The following is a 14,627-nucleotide window of genomic DNA, read 5'->3' as shown; positions in this document are numbered from 1 at the left end:
GCTTCGCCATACCCAATCCGGGGAGGGCGGGCTAGTCCGCCACGTCAACGTGCACGTGGTCGCGGTGCTGGAGGATCTTCCGGTCGCCACCCGAGGACGATGGCACGTCGTAGTCGGTCCAGCCGTCGTCCGAGCGCGAGCCGGCGTGCCAGATCCGGTCGTCAAAGATCAGGGTGTTGATCGAGAGCCGGTCCGCGTTGGCGACGAGGTAGGACGCGATCGCCCACCCGCGCTTCTTGTTGTCGGCGTTGATCGGGCGCACGAAGATGTCGATCGCGCGTCCCTCGTAGTGCGCCGACCCCTCCATGTGCCCGCTCGAGACCCCGCCCGGCTCGAACCCGCCGAGGGACAGCGTGCCGAAGACCGACTCGACGTCCTCGCGCACGATCGAGGCGCGTCCGACGAGCCCGGCGTCGTCGATGGCGTCACTCGCCTCGTCGGCGTCGCCGGGGGTCTCGCACCAGAACGCGCGCGGACTGTTCCCCGTCAGTGCGGACGCGAGCGCGCGTGCGTCGGCCTCGTGGTCGGCGTACGCCTCGGGGAAACCCGAACGCTGGACCTCCTGCGCGGCGACGGTGATCTCCATGTTCTCGTAGCCCTCGACCTCGACCAGCGCGTCGTAGAACGCGTGCGTCGAGTAGACGGGGTCCATGATCTGCTCGATCGTGCCCCACCCCTGCGACGTCCGTTGCTGGAAGAGCCCCACGGAGTCGCGGTCGCCGTGCTCGATGTTGAGGATCTTCGATTCCTGGTACGCCGTCGCGAGGGCGATGCTCGCGGCCCGGGCCGGGAGTCCGCGCTCGACGGAGATGGCGGTGATCAGGGCAGCGTTCTCTGCCTGCTCCTGTGTCAGCTCCACGGTCAGTCCGTCGACCCGGGCCGTGCAGCCACTGGGCCGGATGAGCGGCGCGACGCCGCGGTCGACGAGCACGCCGACCCCCGCGAAGACCAGCACCCCGGCCATGCCGACGACCACGAGCTTGCCGAGCCGGGTCAGCCGGGTCGCGCGTGGCCGGCGCGCCTGGACCTGTCTGCCCATGGGTCAGTCGTTGTGGTGCAGGGCGGCATTGAGCGTGATGCCGGTGCCGACGCGGTCACGGGCCTCGACCGCCCCGGTCTGGCTGTTGCGGATGAAGAGGATGTTGTCGGAGCCGGAGAGGTCCTTGGCCTTGACGACCGTGCCGTCGGGGAGCGAGACCTTGGTGCCGGCCGTGACGTAGAGACCGGCCTCGACGACGCAGTCGTCGCCGAGTGCGATGCCGATGCCGGCGTTGGCGCCCAGCAGGCAGCGCTCGCCGATGCTGACCCGGGCCGTGCCGCCGCCTGAGAGCGTGCCCATGATCGAGGCGCCCGCACCGATGTCGGAGCCGTCGCCGACCACGACGCCCGCCACGATCCGGCCCTCGACCATGGAGGTGCCGAGCGTGCCGGCGTTGAAGTTGATGAAGCCCTCGTGCATGACGGTGGTGCCGCTGGCCACGTGTGCTCCGAGACGGACCCGGTCTGCGTCGCCGATCCGCACACCGCTGGGCACCACGTAGTCGACCATCCGCGGGAACTTGTCGACGCTGAAGACCGTCACGTGCTGACCGGCCGCTCGCAGGCGCGCCCGCGTGAGCTCGAACCCGTCGACGGCGCACGGACCGGCGCTGGTCCACACGACGTTGGTGAGCAGCCCGAAGACTCCGTCGAGGTTGATCGAGTTCGGGACGACCGGGCGGTGGGAGAGCAGGTGCAGCCGCAGCCACACGTCGGCCGTGTCGACCGGCGCCGCGTCCGGGTCGGCGATCTGGACCCGGGCGCACCTCACGCCGTACGGCGCGGAGCTCGTCATCGCCCGCGAGTGCGCTCAGCGACGCGGGAGCCTCGCTGCCGTCGTGCTCGCCCAGCGCGGGGGAGGGGAACCACACGTCGAGGACGGTGTCGTTGGCGTCGAGAGTTGCAAGGCCGTGGCCGTAGGCAGAAGTCACGAGCCAAGCGTACGGAGGGCCGGGTCGACCTTCTGACCCGAACGTCCAGATGGACGCCCGACGTCAAGCCGTCACTGGCCCGCGCGACCGTCGATGCACTCGCGGATCAGGTCGGCGTGTCCGCAGTGGCGTGCGTACTCCTCGATCATGTGCACGATGAGGTCGCGCACCTCGCTGGGCTTGCCGTGCACGTCGACGAGAGTGTCGAGAGTGGTGCCGGCGAGCACCTCGCGAGCATGCTCGACCTCCTCGCGCCACAGCGCCCGGGCTTCGTCCACCAGCGCCTCGTCCACCTCGCCGGGCCAGTTGAAACCGCCGTCGAAGGCCTCGTCCTGGAAGTGCCGGGGGAGATCCATCTGGCCCTCGATGACGCGCCGGAACCAGCTCTGCTCGACTCGCGCCATGTGCCGCACGAGCCCGAGCAGCGACATGTTCGACGGTGGCACCGAGCGGGTGCCGAGCTGCTCCGGGGTCAGTCCCCGGCACTTGAGCTCGAGGGTGGCGCGGTAGTGCTCGAGGTAGCCGACCGGGCACGCGAGCTCGCCCTTCGTCTGCGTTTCCTGCATCCGCGGGTCCCGGTCCTGCGGGAGCCACATGCCGTTGTATCCGGGGTTCGCCATGCGGCCAGCCAAGCACGCCGCCCGCCCACCTGATACTCCAGTGGCAGATGGCTGTCCGCCCGCCCTCCATACGACCATCTGCCACTGGATTATCGGGCCGCACCGTTCGGGCGGCCGAACCAGCCCTGTGGACAACCGGTATCACCCGGTCAGGTGGGGAAGGGTGCCCGGCATGTTCGAACCGGAGGTCTTCCACGAGCGACGCCCCGACCTCGTCGCGCCAGTGCGCGTGGACCCGACGGGAGAATCGGGCCCGACCCGAGGGCAGGCTCGCGGGCCGAGATGGAGGACGACCAGCTACGGACTGGTCGTCCCGGCCGGCGTGGAGCAGTCCCCGGAGCAGCGCATCGTCGAAGCCTCCGCCGTCCTGCGCGAGGGCGAGGCCGTGACCGGCTGGGGCGCGCTGCGTTGGGAGGGTGGCACATGGTTCGACGGCACGTTCGACGGAAGTCAGCCACGCGACGTACCGCTCGTGGCCGTGCGACACCTCGTGGCTCAACCCGGCTTCAGCATCAGCCGGGGAGTTCCCGGCCCCGCAGGACATCGTCGTCCTCGACGGAGTGCCGATCACCCGCAGTGTGCGGTCGGTGGCCTTCGAGATGCGCTACGCCTCCTCGCTGGGCGACGCGATCGTGGCGATGGACATGGCGTGCTTCTCCGACCCGGTGAGCATCGCGGAGGTGACCGAACACCTCGCCGACATCGGACCGGTGACCGGCGTCCAGCAGGCCCGAGATGCCGTGGCGCAGGCTGAGGAGAACTCGTGGTCGCCTCGGGAGACCGGCATGCGCGGGGTATGGACCCGGATGGCAGGCCTGCCCCAACCGCTGTGCAACGTGCCGGTCTTCACCCCGGACGGACGTCACGTCGGAACGCCGGACGTGATCGACCCGGTGCTGGGGCTGTTGGCGCAGTACAACGGCTCGCTCCACGTGACCGCGGATCGGGTTTCCCGGGACTGGCGGAAGGACGGTGCCTACCGCGACCTCGGGCTGGAGACGGTGACCATGGTCGCTTCCGACTGGGCGGACCTCGAGGGGTTCGCCGCGCGGTTGCGCGTCGCGGCGCAGCGCGCCCGCGCCCGCACCACACCCGTCCTCTGGACGGTCGAGCCTCCTGCCCGGTGGACGTCGACGACCACGGTGGCACAACGTCGGGCGCTGGCGGACTGGCAGCGGGAGCGATACCTGCGCTATCGCCACGCCGCGTGACGCAGCGGTCGGTAGTCCAGCGGTAGATGGCTGTCCGGAGGGTCGTTCCACAGCCATCTGCCACTGGACTACCGAGGGCGGGGCCGGACCGAACCCAACTGATTGGCGCCACGCCGACGCGTCGCCGTACGATCTGGGCACAGGCGTCCGAGCCGTCATCAGCGGCGAGCCTCCGGAAGAACAGCCCTCGCAAGCCGGCGGGGAGCCCATTAGAACCGGACAAGAAACCAGAGTGGCAGCGTCGGGAGACGCCGCAAGCGAGGTGGTACCGCGGTCCCGCAAGGGATCGTCCTCGTGGGTCAATCGATCTCACGAGCAGGAGAGCCACTCATGACCTATCCCAAGGTCTCGCACACCAACGCGACCAGCGTCCCCGGCCAGCCGGGCTTCCCCGCGCTCGAGGAGGCCGTGCTGTCCTACTGGGACGCCGACGGCACCTTCCGGGCGAGCATCGACCAGCGCGACGCCGAGACCGACGGTGAGTTCGTCTTCTACGACGGGCCGCCCTTCGCCAACGGCCTGCCGCACTACGGCCACCTGCTCACCGGCTACGTCAAGGACCTGATCCCGCGCTACCAGACGATGCGCGGCAAGCGCGTCGAGCGCCGCTTCGGCTGGGACACCCACGGCCTGCCCGCCGAGCTCGAGGCCATGCGCCAGCTCGGCCTCAAGACCACCGACGAGATCCACGAGCTCGGCGTCGAGAAGTTCAACGACGCCTGCCGGGAGTCCGTGCTGAAGTACACCGGCGAGTGGCGCGACTACGTCACCCGCCGGGCGCGCTGGGTCGACTTCGAGAACGACTACAAGACCATGAACCCCGACTTCATGGAGTCGGTCATGTGGGCGTTCAAGCAGCTGCACGACAAGGGTCTGATCTACGAGGGCTTCCGTGTGCTGCCCTACTGCTGGAACGACGAGACCCCGCTGTCCAACCACGAGCTGCGCATGGACGACGACGTCTACAAGATGCGTCAGGACCCGGCGGTCACGGTCGGCTGCAAGCTCGACACCGGCGAGATCGCCCTGATCTGGACCACGACGCCGTGGACGCTCCCCGAGCAACCTCGCGATCATGGTGCATCCCGACATCGAGTACGTCGTGGTGCGATCTTCCACGCCCACCGGCGCTGAAGAGCGCTACATCATCGGCGCCGAGCGGCTGGCGGCGTACAGCCGAGAGCTCCTCGAGGGCGACGGGGCGATCGAGGACCGGGTCGTCGAGCGCGTGCACGGTCGCGACCTGCTGGGCCGCAGCTACACGCCGCCGTTCGGCTACTACCTCGGCCACGAGAACGCCTTCCGCGTCGTCGAGGCCGACTTCGTCACCACCAGCGACGGCACCGGGCTCGTCCACTCCGCGGGCGCCTTCGGTGAGGACGACAAGGTCGTCACCGACCGCGAGGGCATCGAGGCGGTCATGCCCGTCGCGAAGGACGGTCGCTTCACCGCGCCGGTTTCCGAGTACGCCGGCATGCTGGTCTTCGACGCCAACCTGCAGATCATCGACGACCTCAAGGCCACGAGCGGATCGGTCACGCCCGGGACCGTGCTGCTGCGCCGCGAGACCTACGACCACTCCTACCCGCACTGCTGGCGCTGCCGCGAGCCCCTCATCTACAAGGGCGTCTCGTCGTGGTTCGTCGAGGTCACCGCGGTCAAGGAGCGCCTGCTCGAGCTCAACGAGGACATCCGCTGGGTGCCCGACCACATCCAGCACGGCTCCTTCGGCAAGTGGCTGGCCAACGCCCGCGACTGGTCGATCACCCGCAACCGCTTCTGGGGCTCGCCGGTGCCGGTGTGGAAGTCCGATGACGAGGCCTACCCGCGCCCGGACGTCTACGGCTCGTTCGAGGAGATCGAGCGCGACTTCGGTCGGCTGCCGCTCGACCACGAGGGCAACCCCGATCTCCACCGGCCGTTCGTCGACGAGCTGACGCGCCCCAACCCCGACGACCCGCGTTCGCCTGAAGAGGGCCAGTCGACGATGCGCCGCGTCGACGACGTGCTCGACGTGTGGTTCGACTCGGGCTCGATGAGCTTCGCCCGGGTGCACTACCCGTTCGAGAACGCCGAGTGGTTCGAGGGGCACTTCCCCGGCGACTTCATCGTCGAGTACATCGGCCAGACGCGCGGCTGGTTCTACACGATGCACGTGTTGGCCGGCGCGATCTTCGACAAGCCCGCCTTCTCGACCTGCGTCAGCCACGGCATCGTGCTCGGCAGCGACGGGGCGAAGATGAGCAAGTCGCTGCGCAACTACCCCGACGTGCGCGAGGTCTTCGACCGCGACGGCGCCGACGCGATGCGCTGGTTCCTGATGAGCTCACCGATCCTGCGCGGCGGCAACCCGGTCGTCACCGAGCAGGGGATCCGCGACTCCGTGCGGCAGGTGCTGATCCCGCTGTGGAACAGCTGGTACTTCTTCAGCCTCTACGCCAACGCCGAGTCGTACGACGCAGCGCGCTCCACCTCCAGCAGCCACCCGATGGACCGCTACATCCTCGGCGAAGCTGCGTGACTACGTCGCCGCGATGACGCACGAGCTGGACAACTACGAGGTGGCCGGAGCGTGCGACTCGACGCGCGGCTTCCTCGACGTGCTGACCAACTGGTACATCCGCCGCTCGCGCGAGCGCTTCTGGAACAGCGAGTCGACCGAGGCGTTCGACACCCTCTTCACGGTTCTCGAGACGGTCTGCCGGGTCACCGCGCCGCTGATGCCGCTCGTCACCGAGGAGGTGTGGCGCGGTCTCACCGGTGAGCGTTCCGTGCACCTCACCGACTGGCCGCTCGTCGACGAACTGCCCGCAGACGAGGGCCTCGTCGCCGCCATGGACTCGATCCGCGAGGTCTGCTCGGCCGGCTCCGCGCTGCGCAAGGGGGCCTCGCTCCGCAACCGGCTGCCGCTCGCCTCCCTGACCATCGTGGTCGCCGACCCCGACCGGTTGGCTCCCTTCACCTCGATCGTCGCCGACGAGCTCAACGTCAAGGAGATCCGCCTGCTCGACGTCGCGACCGACGAGGCGCACGCCTACGGCGTCAAGCAGTCGCTCACCGTCAACGCCCGCGCCGCCGGCCCACGCCTCGGCAAGGACGTCCAGCTCGCGATCAAGGGCTCGAAGTCCGGCGACTGGTCCGTCGCCGAGGACGGCACCGTCACGGCTGGTGGGCTCCCGCTCGTCGAGGGGGAGTTCTCCCGGGAGACCGTCGCCGCCGACACCGGCGCCGACACCGCGACCGGCGTCCTGCCGGGTGGTGGCTTCGTCGTGCTCGACACCGCGCTCACCCCCGAGCTCGAGGCCGAGGGCGTCGCCCGCGACCCGGTCCGCTCCATCCAGCAGGCACGCCGCGACGCCGGCCTCGACGTCAGCGACCGGATCCGCGCTGACGGTGTCCGGGCCGGCCGAGGTGCTGGCCGCCGCGCGGACGCACGAGACGCTGGTCGCGCAGGAGACGCTGTCCACGAGCGTGTCGTACGCAGACGCGTCGGACGTCGCAGTGACGGTGACGCGCGAAGGTCGCCCGTGATCGGTGCCGACGCCGACGTCGATCGCCCGGCCGAGGACCTGCGCGTCGACCACGTCGTCGTCGACGCTCGAGCCCGACCTGCTCGGCGCCCTGCGGGAGCGTCGCTGACGGTCAGCGGACGACCTTGAGCCTGACCTTCTTCGTGCTGATGCCGGTGCTGGCCTTGACGACGTAGCGACCGGGCTTGAGCCTGTTCTTGCCGACCTTGGCGGAGAGCTTGAACGTGTTCTTGCCGGTGACGAGCGCCTTGACGAGCTTGGCGGCGGGCTTCCCCGGCTCCCCTCTTCTTTGTCTGCCTCATGACGGACCGGACAGGCGGCCGTGGCAATCCGTGGTCCAGACCAGCAGCCCCGACGGCCACTTCGTCGGACGTCCGCCGGGACGTCCGACGATCCGGTCGCCCGGGCAGCCGCTTCGTCGGACGTCCCGCTCAACGTCCGACGAAGCGGCCCACAGCGCGAAGTCGTCGGCGCGTATGAGCGCCTTCTCATCGACGTCTCACACCGACCTCATCGGCCGTTCCTAGCGTCACCGCCATGACCACGACCCCGGACACCAGCCCGGCCCGCACCACCGACACGCTGGCTCGCCCCAGCCGCCCGTCCGAGCAGCCCCGGACCCACGAACCCCTCGACCCAGCGCGGCTGCGTCGTGCCAAGGCCGCCTACACGACCCGGTTCCTCGCCGACCACCTCCGAGTGGAGCAGCACCTCTCGCTGGTCTCGGGGGCCGGCGTGCAGCCGCGCTCCGGTGACATCGTGCTGGCCCGCGTCGTCGAGATCGGGCAGCACCAGCGGCTCGAGAGCCCGGCCAGCCGCCGCGCCAGCCTGTTCCTCGGCGACGAGGTGCTGGTCGCCTACGGCCACCGCTACGCCCCCGACCAGTTCGAGGCCGAGGTGCCCGACGACCTCGGTGCCGCCCACCTCGTCGCAGCGGGCGGCGTCATCGGCCGGGTGACGGCCCGGCACGCCTCGATCGAGGAGGCGACGCTCCTCCAGCCGATCGGCCTGCTCGCCGACGACGAGGGCGTGCTCACCCTCGACCGGTTCGCTCCCCATCGTGTCTCGGAGGCCGCCGGCAGGGGACCGCGGCCCACCGTCGTGGCGGTTCTCGGCACCTCGATGAACTCCGGGAAGTCCACGACGCTCGCCTGCCCGGTGCGTGGCCCGGTCGCCTCGGGCCTGCGGGTCAGCGCGCGGCAAGGTCACCGGCACCGGCGCCGGCGGGGATCCGGGGATGTTCCTCGACGCCGGGGCGTCGCGGGTGCTCGACTTCACGGACTTCGGGTTCCCGTCGACGTACCGCCTCGCGCACACGCAGGTGCGCGCCCTCCTCACCTCGATGGTCGCCGACCTCACCGAGCCTGACACCGACGTCGTGGTGCTGGAGATCGCCGACGGCGTCTACCAGCAGGAGACGGCCCGGCTGGTCGGCGACCCGGTGTTCGCCGGGTTGGTCGACCGCGTGGTCTTCGCCGCGGCGGACTCCCTCGGCGCGGTCGCCGGCGTCCGCAGGCTGCAGGACCTCGGCCTCGACGTCGTCGCCTGCAGCGGCGTGGTGACCGCGTCCCCGCTGGCGGCGAGGGAGGCGCGCGGCGCACTCGAGCTTCCGGTGATCGACACGTTCGACCTGACCGATCCGGTTGCCGCCGGGCGCCTGCTGTCGTGACCCGCGACGGTGCGCGGCTGCCCGCCCTCCCCGGTCGGCGAGCGCCGCGGTCTCTTCCTCCGGCTCGTCGGCACCGGCCTCGCCCGGGCCGGGCTCGTGGGGGTCACCGCGGTGGCGATGCCGGTCCTGCTGGCCACGCCCGACGCCGTACGCCGCTGTGCGGCCGCGACCGTCCTGCTGGTCGGTGCCCCGGTGCTCGGCCTCGTGCGCTCGCGCGAGCGGGTGCTGGGTGAGAGCCTCGGCCAGCACTACGTCCGGGAGATCCGCACGGGGCTCGTCGCCTCGAGCCCGGTGGACGACCGGACGTCGCTGGGCATCACCGTGGCCCGCACGACCAACGACCTCACCTCGGTGCGCAACTGGATCGCGCTGGGTGTGACTCCCATCGCGGTCGGGGGTGCCACTGATGGTCGGGACGCTCGTGGCGCTGGCGCTGCTGGAGCCGCTGCTCGCGCTGGCCGTGGCCGCGCCGATGGCGGTGCTGGCGGTCGTGCTCCTCCTGCTGGCCCGCATCTCCTACGACCGCTCCCGGGCGTTGCGGCGCCAGCGCGGTCGCCCGGCCGCCCATCTCGGCGACACGGTCCACGCCGCCACGTCGATCCGGGCCGGTGGCGGGCAGCGTCGCGAGCTGCGCCACGTCGAGCGACGCGGTCAGCGGGTGATGGACGCCGCCGTGGACCGTGCCCGGGTGGCCGGGCACATCCGCGGTGCCGCGGTCGCGGCCGCCGCCGTCGCGGCGGTGATCGTGGCGACCATCGGCGCGTGGACCGCCTTGCCCGGCGGGACGATCGCGACCGCGCTCACGCTGGTGGGGGTGCTGGCCGGCCCGGTGGCCGACCCGGGGCCGGGTCGTCGAGTACCGCCAGTCCTATCGTGCCGCACGGCGCGTCCTCGGCCCGGCGCTGCTCGCGGGTGCCGACCTGCGGGCGTCACGTGCGCCGGACGTGATGCCGCCGACCGTGGGCCGCGGCACCCTCGAGGTCCGTGGCCCGGTCGTGGGCGGGGTGCTCGTCCCCGACCTCACCGCGGCTCCCGGCGAGACCGTGCTGGTGCGCAGTGCCGAGCCGGGGCGTGTCCGGAGCCGTCCTGCACGCACTGGCGGGCACCGGGGGCCCGGGACCGCCGACGTGCGGGTCGCCGGTCGCCCGCTCGCCGGCGTCCCCCCGGAGGAGCGTCGGGTGCTGGTCGGCCACGCCGCCCGTGACCTGCCCCTCGAACGTGGCACCCTCGCGCGCGCCGTGCGCTACCGGCGGCCCGACAGCGACCAACCGATCGACGGCGTGCTGGCGGCCCGCGGGGCTGGCTGCGACAGTGGCTCGGCTGCCCGACCGGGAACGCACCACGCTGCGTCGCGGCGGTGAGCCGCTGAGCGCGGCCGAGCAGGCACAGGTGCGCCTGGCGCGTGCGGCGTACGGCGATCCAGCGCTGCTCGTCGTCGACCACCTCGACGCCCAGCTCGGCCGGGCCCGTCTCGACGTGCTGCGCGCGACCCTGCTCGCGCACGAGGGCGTGGCGGTGGTGGCGACGGACCACCCGGAGGCCCTCCTCGCCGACACGCTGGACGCGGTGGACTGGGACCTCGACGCGGGTCAGGGGAGCCGGCCGGCCACCTTGTCGAGATAGCCCACGACCGTCGCCTCGTCGGCGTCGGGGACGCCCCAGATCAGGTCGGTGACCCCGGCGTCGGCCCACCCGGCGAAGTCGTCGGGAGACGGCTTCGCGACGATCAGCAGGTGGATCTGCGGCGCCCCGTCGCGCCCGGCGGCCGCCCACGCGTCGTGCAGCAGCTTGGCCGATGCGGCGATGTCGGAGGTCCGCGGCGTCGTCATCCAGCCGTCGGCGTTGGCGGCGATCCACTCGACCGTCCTCGGTCCGGCCTCGGCGCCGATGACGAGCGGGATGTGCGGCTGCACCGGCTTGGGATAGGCCCACGACGGCCCGAAGGAGACGAATTCCCCGTCGTACGCCGCCTCCTCCTGCGTCCACAGCGCCCGCATCGCCTCGACGTACTCCCGCAGCACGGTCCGCCGCTTGCCGGCAGGGACGTGGTGGTCGGCGAGCTCGTCGGTGTTCCAGCCGAAGCCGGCGCCGATCGTGACTCGCCCGCCGGAGAGGTGGTCGAGGGTGGCGATCGTCTTGGCCGGGGGTGATCGGGTCGGACTCGACGGGCAGCGCCACCGCCGTGCCGAGGCGGATCGTCGACGTCACCGCGGCCGCGGTCGCCAGCGCTACCCGGGGGTCGAGCGTGCGCAGGTAGCGATCGTCGGGCAGCGACTCGTCCCCCGTGCCCGGGTGCGCCGCGCTCCGCCGCACGGGGATGTGGGTGTGCTCGGGCACGTAGAACGTGTCGAAGCCTCGCTCCTCCGCCGCGCGGGCGCAGGCCGCCGGGGTGATGCCGCGGTCACTGGTGAAGAGGACGACGCCGTTGCGCATGGCACCAGACTAGAACACGTTCTTCTTTGGGCGTCCTGTGCCGTTGCCGGTCGAGTCGTCTCCGTCGGCTGGTTGGATGGACGCATGCCTGCGCCTGCACCCTTCCTGGACCTCACGCTCGACGTCGTCACGCTGACCGAGCAGCTGGTCAACATCGAGTCGGTGAGCCACGCCGAGGAGGAGATCGCTGGACGCGGTCGACGCCGCGCTGCAGTCGCTCCCGCACCTCACCGTCACCCGACTGGGCAACACCGTCGTGGCGAGGACAGACCTCGGCCGGGACGAACGGGTGGTCATCGCGGGCCACCTCGACACCGTCCCGATCAACGACAACCTGCCCGCGCGACGTGACGGCGACATCCTGCACGGCCTCGGCACCTGCGACATGAAGGGCGGCGACGCGGTGATGCTCAAGCTCGCCGCCGACGTGACCGAGCCCAACCGCGACATCACCTTCATCTTCTACGAGGCCGAGGAGGTCGACTCCGTCCACAACGGACTGCGGCTGCTCGCCGAGAGCGACCCGGAGCTGATGACGGCCGACTTCGCGATCCTGATGGAGCCGAGCAACGCGGCCGTCGAGGCCGGTTGCCGGGGCACCATGCGTGTCGACGTGCGCACCACGGGTGAGCGCGCCCACTCGGCCCGCAGCTGGAGGGGCGTCAACGCGATCCACAAGGCGGCGCCGATCCCGGCTCGGCTCAACGACTTCGTCGCCCGCCAGCCGGTGATCGACGGCCTGACCTACCACGAGGGCCTCAACGCCACCGGGATCCGCGGCGGCGTCGCTGGCAACGTGATCCCCGACGAGTGCGTGGTCGAGGTCAACTTCCGCTTCGCGCCCGGACCGCGACGAGGCGGACGCCGAGGCCTTCGTCCGCGACTTCTTCGAGGGCTTCGACGTGACCGTGACCGACATGGCGGCGGGTGCACTGCCGGGGCTCGACCGGCCCGCGGCGAAGGCGTTCGTCGAGGCGGTCGGCGGCCGAGTCGCACCGAAGTTCGGCTGGACCGACGTCGCGAGGTTCACCGCCCTCGACGTACCCGCAGTCAACTTCGGCCCCGGCGACCCGTTGTTCGCCCACAAGCAGGACGAGCACGTGCCGATGGAGCACATCACCCGCTGCGAGGCGCAGCTGAAGGAGTGGCTGGCATGACGGATCGCTCAGTGCCCGACCGCTTCAAGGGCCCGATCATGACCCGCCGCGGCCGGGTCGAGGAGGGTTCGACCACTGACCAGCGGCTCCTCGACTCACGAGGGCCCAGCGACTGGGTGCACACCGACCCGTGGCGGGTGCTGCGCATCCGAGGCGGAGTTCGTGGAGGGCTTCGGCGCGCTCGCCGAGCTCGGCCCGGCCATCGGCGTCTTCGGCTCTGCCCGCACGAAGCCCGAGCACCGCGACTACGCCCTCGCCGAGAAGGTTGGCCGGCGGCTGGCCGAGGAGGGCTTCGCGGTCATCACCGGCGGAGGGCCGGGCACGATGGAGGCCGCCAACATGGGCGCCAGCGAGGCTGGCGGCGTCAGCGTCGGTCTTGGCATCGAGCTGCCCTTCGAGGCGGGGCTCAACCAGTGGGTCGACAAGGGCATCAACTTCCGCTACTTCTTCGCCCGCAAGACGATGTTCGTCAAGTACAGCCGGGGCTTCGTCGTCCTGCCGGGCGGGCTCGGCACCTTCGACGAGCTCTTCGAGGCGCTCACGCTCGTGCAGACCCAGAAGGTCACGTCGTTCCCCGTCGTCCTCCTCGGCACCACCTACTGGCAGGGGCTCGTCGACTGGTTGCGCGGCACGGTGCTTGCGGAGGGCAAGATCAGCGCGGACGATCTTGACATGTTCACCGTCACCGACGATGTCGAGCTCGCCGTCGAGCTCATGGTCAAGGCGCGCCGGGGCACGGTCATGACCCCCACCCCCGAGCGGCCGGAGTGAACCGATGATGTGGTTGTTCGCCATCCTGATCGTGCTGGCGATGGGCGGTGTCGCCCCGGTCGCTTCCGGACGCACGGGCGCCCTCCCGGAGGAGTACGACGACCGGCCCGACGTCCGAGTCCCCGCCGGTCGCCTGCAGGCCGCTGACCTGCGCAAAGTCCGTTTCTCGCTCGCCTTCAGGGGCTACCGCATGAGCGAGGTCGACACCCTGCTCGCGCGGCTCGCCGACCAGCTCGAGGAGCGTGGCGACGAGGTCGCTGAGGTGGACTCCCGTGGCGGCCAGTGCCTTGACTGAGGCACACTCCCGGTCATGTTCCTCGAAGTTCTCGTCTACCTCCTGACCCCGCTCGCCGCGGTGGTCGTGGTCCTGACACGCCTGCGGCTCAGCGGAGACGGGAGCGCGGCCGGCCGACTCCAGATCAGCCACCGGGTGTTGTCGCTGCACACCGTCTTCGGCGGTCTCGCGCTGGTCGTGTGGGTGCTGTTCCCGGTCTTCCCGGACGACAGCCTGCCCGGCGGCGCGGCCGCGGGCATCGTGGCGATCGGCCTGTGGTGGATCACGACCATCCTCGGCCTGCTCATCCCGGCCCGGTGGATGCCGGCGCGCGGAAAGCACGCCGAGCCGGCCGCCGTCGACTCGTGGAGCAAGGGGCCGTGGCTCTCGATGCTGGCCCACATCGGGATGCTGGTCGGCGTGCTGCTCTTCACCTTGGCCTACCTCACCGCCGCCGTATGACCCGACTGCTCGGGCTGGCCATGCTGCTCGGGTTGCTGCCCTTCGGCGTCAGCACGTCGTCGTACGCCGAAGCGTCGGGTCCTTCGACGGACCGACCGCGCGCCGGCGTGGAGCGCCGCGTGATCGGCACCTCGGTCGCCGGGCGCCCGATCCGGGCCCGGCGACTCGGTGAGCCGGGCAAGCGGCGGGTCGTGCTGATCTCGACCATGCACGGCAACGAGCCGCACACGCGGCAGGTCCTGACCAGCCTGCGCGACGGTCTCCCCGATCCGTGGCATCGACCTGTGGGTGATCCCGACCTACAACCCCGACGGCCTCGCCCGGCACTCGCGGCGCAACGCTCGCGGCGTCGACCTCATCCGCAACTACCCCTACGACTGGGCCGACCTCGACGGCAACTACGAGTCCGGCTCGCGACCCGGGAGCGAACCCGAGACACGCGCGGTGATGCGGTTCCTGAGGCGGATCGACCCGGACGCGACTGATCAGCTTCCACCAGCCGCTCAACGGCGTCGACACGGACACCAAGG

General features: G+C 71.0%; 14 protein-coding genes and 6 pseudogenes. 15 read left to right on the top strand and 5 right to left on the bottom strand.

All coding sequences use genetic code 11. The features are described from left to right. Positions 1-31 precede the first annotated feature (31 nt). The 3 genes and pseudogenes from LP418_RS30340 to LP418_RS04565 form a co-directional block, all read right to left on the bottom strand. Positions 32-1,039 carry a hypothetical protein gene (locus LP418_RS30340; protein ID WP_257955388.1) on the bottom strand — a complete coding sequence of 336 codons (1,008 nt, stop codon included), beginning with the start codon at positions 1,037-1,039 and terminating at the stop codon, positions 32-34. Between the two features lie 3 nt (positions 1,040-1,042). Then, positions 1,043-1,970, bottom strand: a pseudogene (dapD, locus tag LP418_RS04570) (2,3,4,5-tetrahydropyridine-2,6-dicarboxylate N-succinyltransferase). 71 nt (positions 1,971-2,041) lie between these two features. Further along, positions 2,042-2,590 (bottom strand): DinB family protein, encoded by a 549-nt coding sequence (locus tag LP418_RS04565; RefSeq protein WP_257955387.1) that lies wholly within the window; start codon positions 2,588-2,590, stop codon positions 2,042-2,044. Positions 2,591-3,006: 416 nt separating this feature from the next. On the opposite strand from LP418_RS04565, the gene LP418_RS04560 reads away from it, so the two are divergent. The 9 genes from LP418_RS04560 (at position 3,007) to LP418_RS04525 (ending at position 10,623) form a co-directional block, all read left to right on the top strand. After that, a complete protein-coding gene (locus LP418_RS04560; protein WP_257955386.1) occupies positions 3,007-3,801 on the top strand; it encodes a hypothetical protein in 795 nt (264 codons plus the stop codon). Between the two features lie 330 nt (positions 3,802-4,131). Further along, positions 4,132-4,935 (top strand): class I tRNA ligase family protein, encoded by an 804-nt coding sequence (locus tag LP418_RS29770; RefSeq protein WP_272496314.1) that lies wholly within the window; start codon positions 4,132-4,134, stop codon positions 4,933-4,935. Next, on the top strand, positions 4,877-6,322 hold the full coding sequence (locus LP418_RS29765; protein ID WP_272496313.1) for a class I tRNA ligase family protein: 1,446 nt from the start codon (positions 4,877-4,879) through the stop codon (positions 6,320-6,322). The genes LP418_RS29770 and LP418_RS29765 overlap by 59 nt, the downstream gene beginning before the upstream one ends. 13 nt (positions 6,323-6,335) lie before the next feature. Then, positions 6,336-7,460 carry a class I tRNA ligase family protein gene (locus tag LP418_RS29760; RefSeq protein ID WP_272496312.1) on the top strand — a complete coding sequence of 375 codons (1,125 nt, stop codon included), beginning with the start codon at positions 6,336-6,338 and terminating at the stop codon, positions 7,458-7,460. Positions 7,461-7,868: 408 nt separating this feature from the next. After that, a complete protein-coding gene (locus LP418_RS04545) occupies positions 7,869-8,699 on the top strand; it encodes a hypothetical protein (protein ID WP_257955384.1) in 831 nt (276 codons plus the stop codon). Then, a complete protein-coding gene (locus tag LP418_RS04540) occupies positions 8,653-9,000 on the top strand; it encodes a hypothetical protein (protein ID WP_257955383.1) in 348 nt (115 codons plus the stop codon). The genes LP418_RS04545 and LP418_RS04540 overlap by 47 nt, the downstream gene beginning before the upstream one ends. 9 nt (positions 9,001-9,009) lie before the next feature. Then, positions 9,010-9,948 carry a hypothetical protein gene (locus tag LP418_RS04535; RefSeq protein ID WP_257955382.1) on the top strand — a complete coding sequence of 313 codons (939 nt, stop codon included), beginning with the start codon at positions 9,010-9,012 and terminating at the stop codon, positions 9,946-9,948. After that, positions 9,948-10,361, top strand: a complete 414-nt coding sequence (locus tag LP418_RS04530; RefSeq protein WP_257957311.1) for a hypothetical protein — start codon at positions 9,948-9,950, stop codon at positions 10,359-10,361. Before LP418_RS04535 ends, LP418_RS04530 begins: the two co-directional genes overlap by 1 nt. Before the next feature lie 28 nt (positions 10,362-10,389). Continuing rightward, positions 10,390-10,623 carry a hypothetical protein gene (locus tag LP418_RS04525; protein WP_257957310.1) on the top strand — a complete coding sequence of 78 codons (234 nt, stop codon included), beginning with the start codon at positions 10,390-10,392 and terminating at the stop codon, positions 10,621-10,623. Here LP418_RS04525 and LP418_RS04520 read toward each other — a convergent pair. Continuing rightward, entirely contained in the window at positions 10,590-11,093 is a 504-nt protein-coding gene (locus tag LP418_RS04520; RefSeq protein ID WP_257956902.1) for an LLM class flavin-dependent oxidoreductase, read from the bottom strand. The genes LP418_RS04525 and LP418_RS04520 overlap by 34 nt on opposite strands. A gap of 112 nt (positions 11,094-11,205) precedes the next feature. Beyond that, positions 11,206-11,433: pseudogene (locus tag LP418_RS04515) on the bottom strand (LLM class F420-dependent oxidoreductase); the annotation flags it as partial. 84 nt (positions 11,434-11,517) lie between these two features. Between LP418_RS04515 and dapE the strand changes: the two are divergent. The 6 genes and pseudogenes from dapE to LP418_RS32390 all read left to right on the top strand — a co-directional run. Beyond that, positions 11,518-12,590 (top strand): annotated as a pseudogene (gene dapE, locus LP418_RS32400) (succinyl-diaminopimelate desuccinylase). Next, positions 12,587-13,361: pseudogene (locus tag LP418_RS04505) on the top strand (TIGR00730 family Rossman fold protein). The pseudogenes dapE and LP418_RS04505 overlap by 4 nt, the downstream one beginning before the upstream one ends. Before the next feature lie 4 nt (positions 13,362-13,365). Further along, positions 13,366-13,656: a DivIVA domain-containing protein gene (locus LP418_RS04500; protein ID WP_257955381.1), complete on the top strand. Its 291-nt coding sequence runs from the start codon at positions 13,366-13,368 to the stop codon at positions 13,654-13,656. Between the two features lie 15 nt (positions 13,657-13,671). Continuing rightward, entirely contained in the window at positions 13,672-14,097 is a 426-nt protein-coding gene (locus tag LP418_RS04495; protein ID WP_257955380.1) for a hypothetical protein, read from the top strand. Beyond that, positions 14,094-14,339 (top strand): annotated as a pseudogene (locus tag LP418_RS32395) (M14 family zinc carboxypeptidase); the annotation flags it as partial. The gene LP418_RS04495 and the pseudogene LP418_RS32395, both read left to right, overlap by 4 nt. Positions 14,340-14,385: 46 nt before the next feature. After that, a pseudogene (locus LP418_RS32390) lies at positions 14,386-14,502 on the top strand (M14 family zinc carboxypeptidase); the annotation flags it as partial. Positions 14,503-14,627 lie beyond the last annotated feature (125 nt).

The organism is Nocardioides sp. B-3, from assembly GCF_024703895.1.
Lineage (GTDB): Bacteria > Actinomycetota > Actinomycetes > Propionibacteriales > Nocardioidaceae > Nocardioides.
Note: the sequence above shows the minus strand (reverse complement) of the source record. Positions and strands in the feature narration are given on the sequence as shown.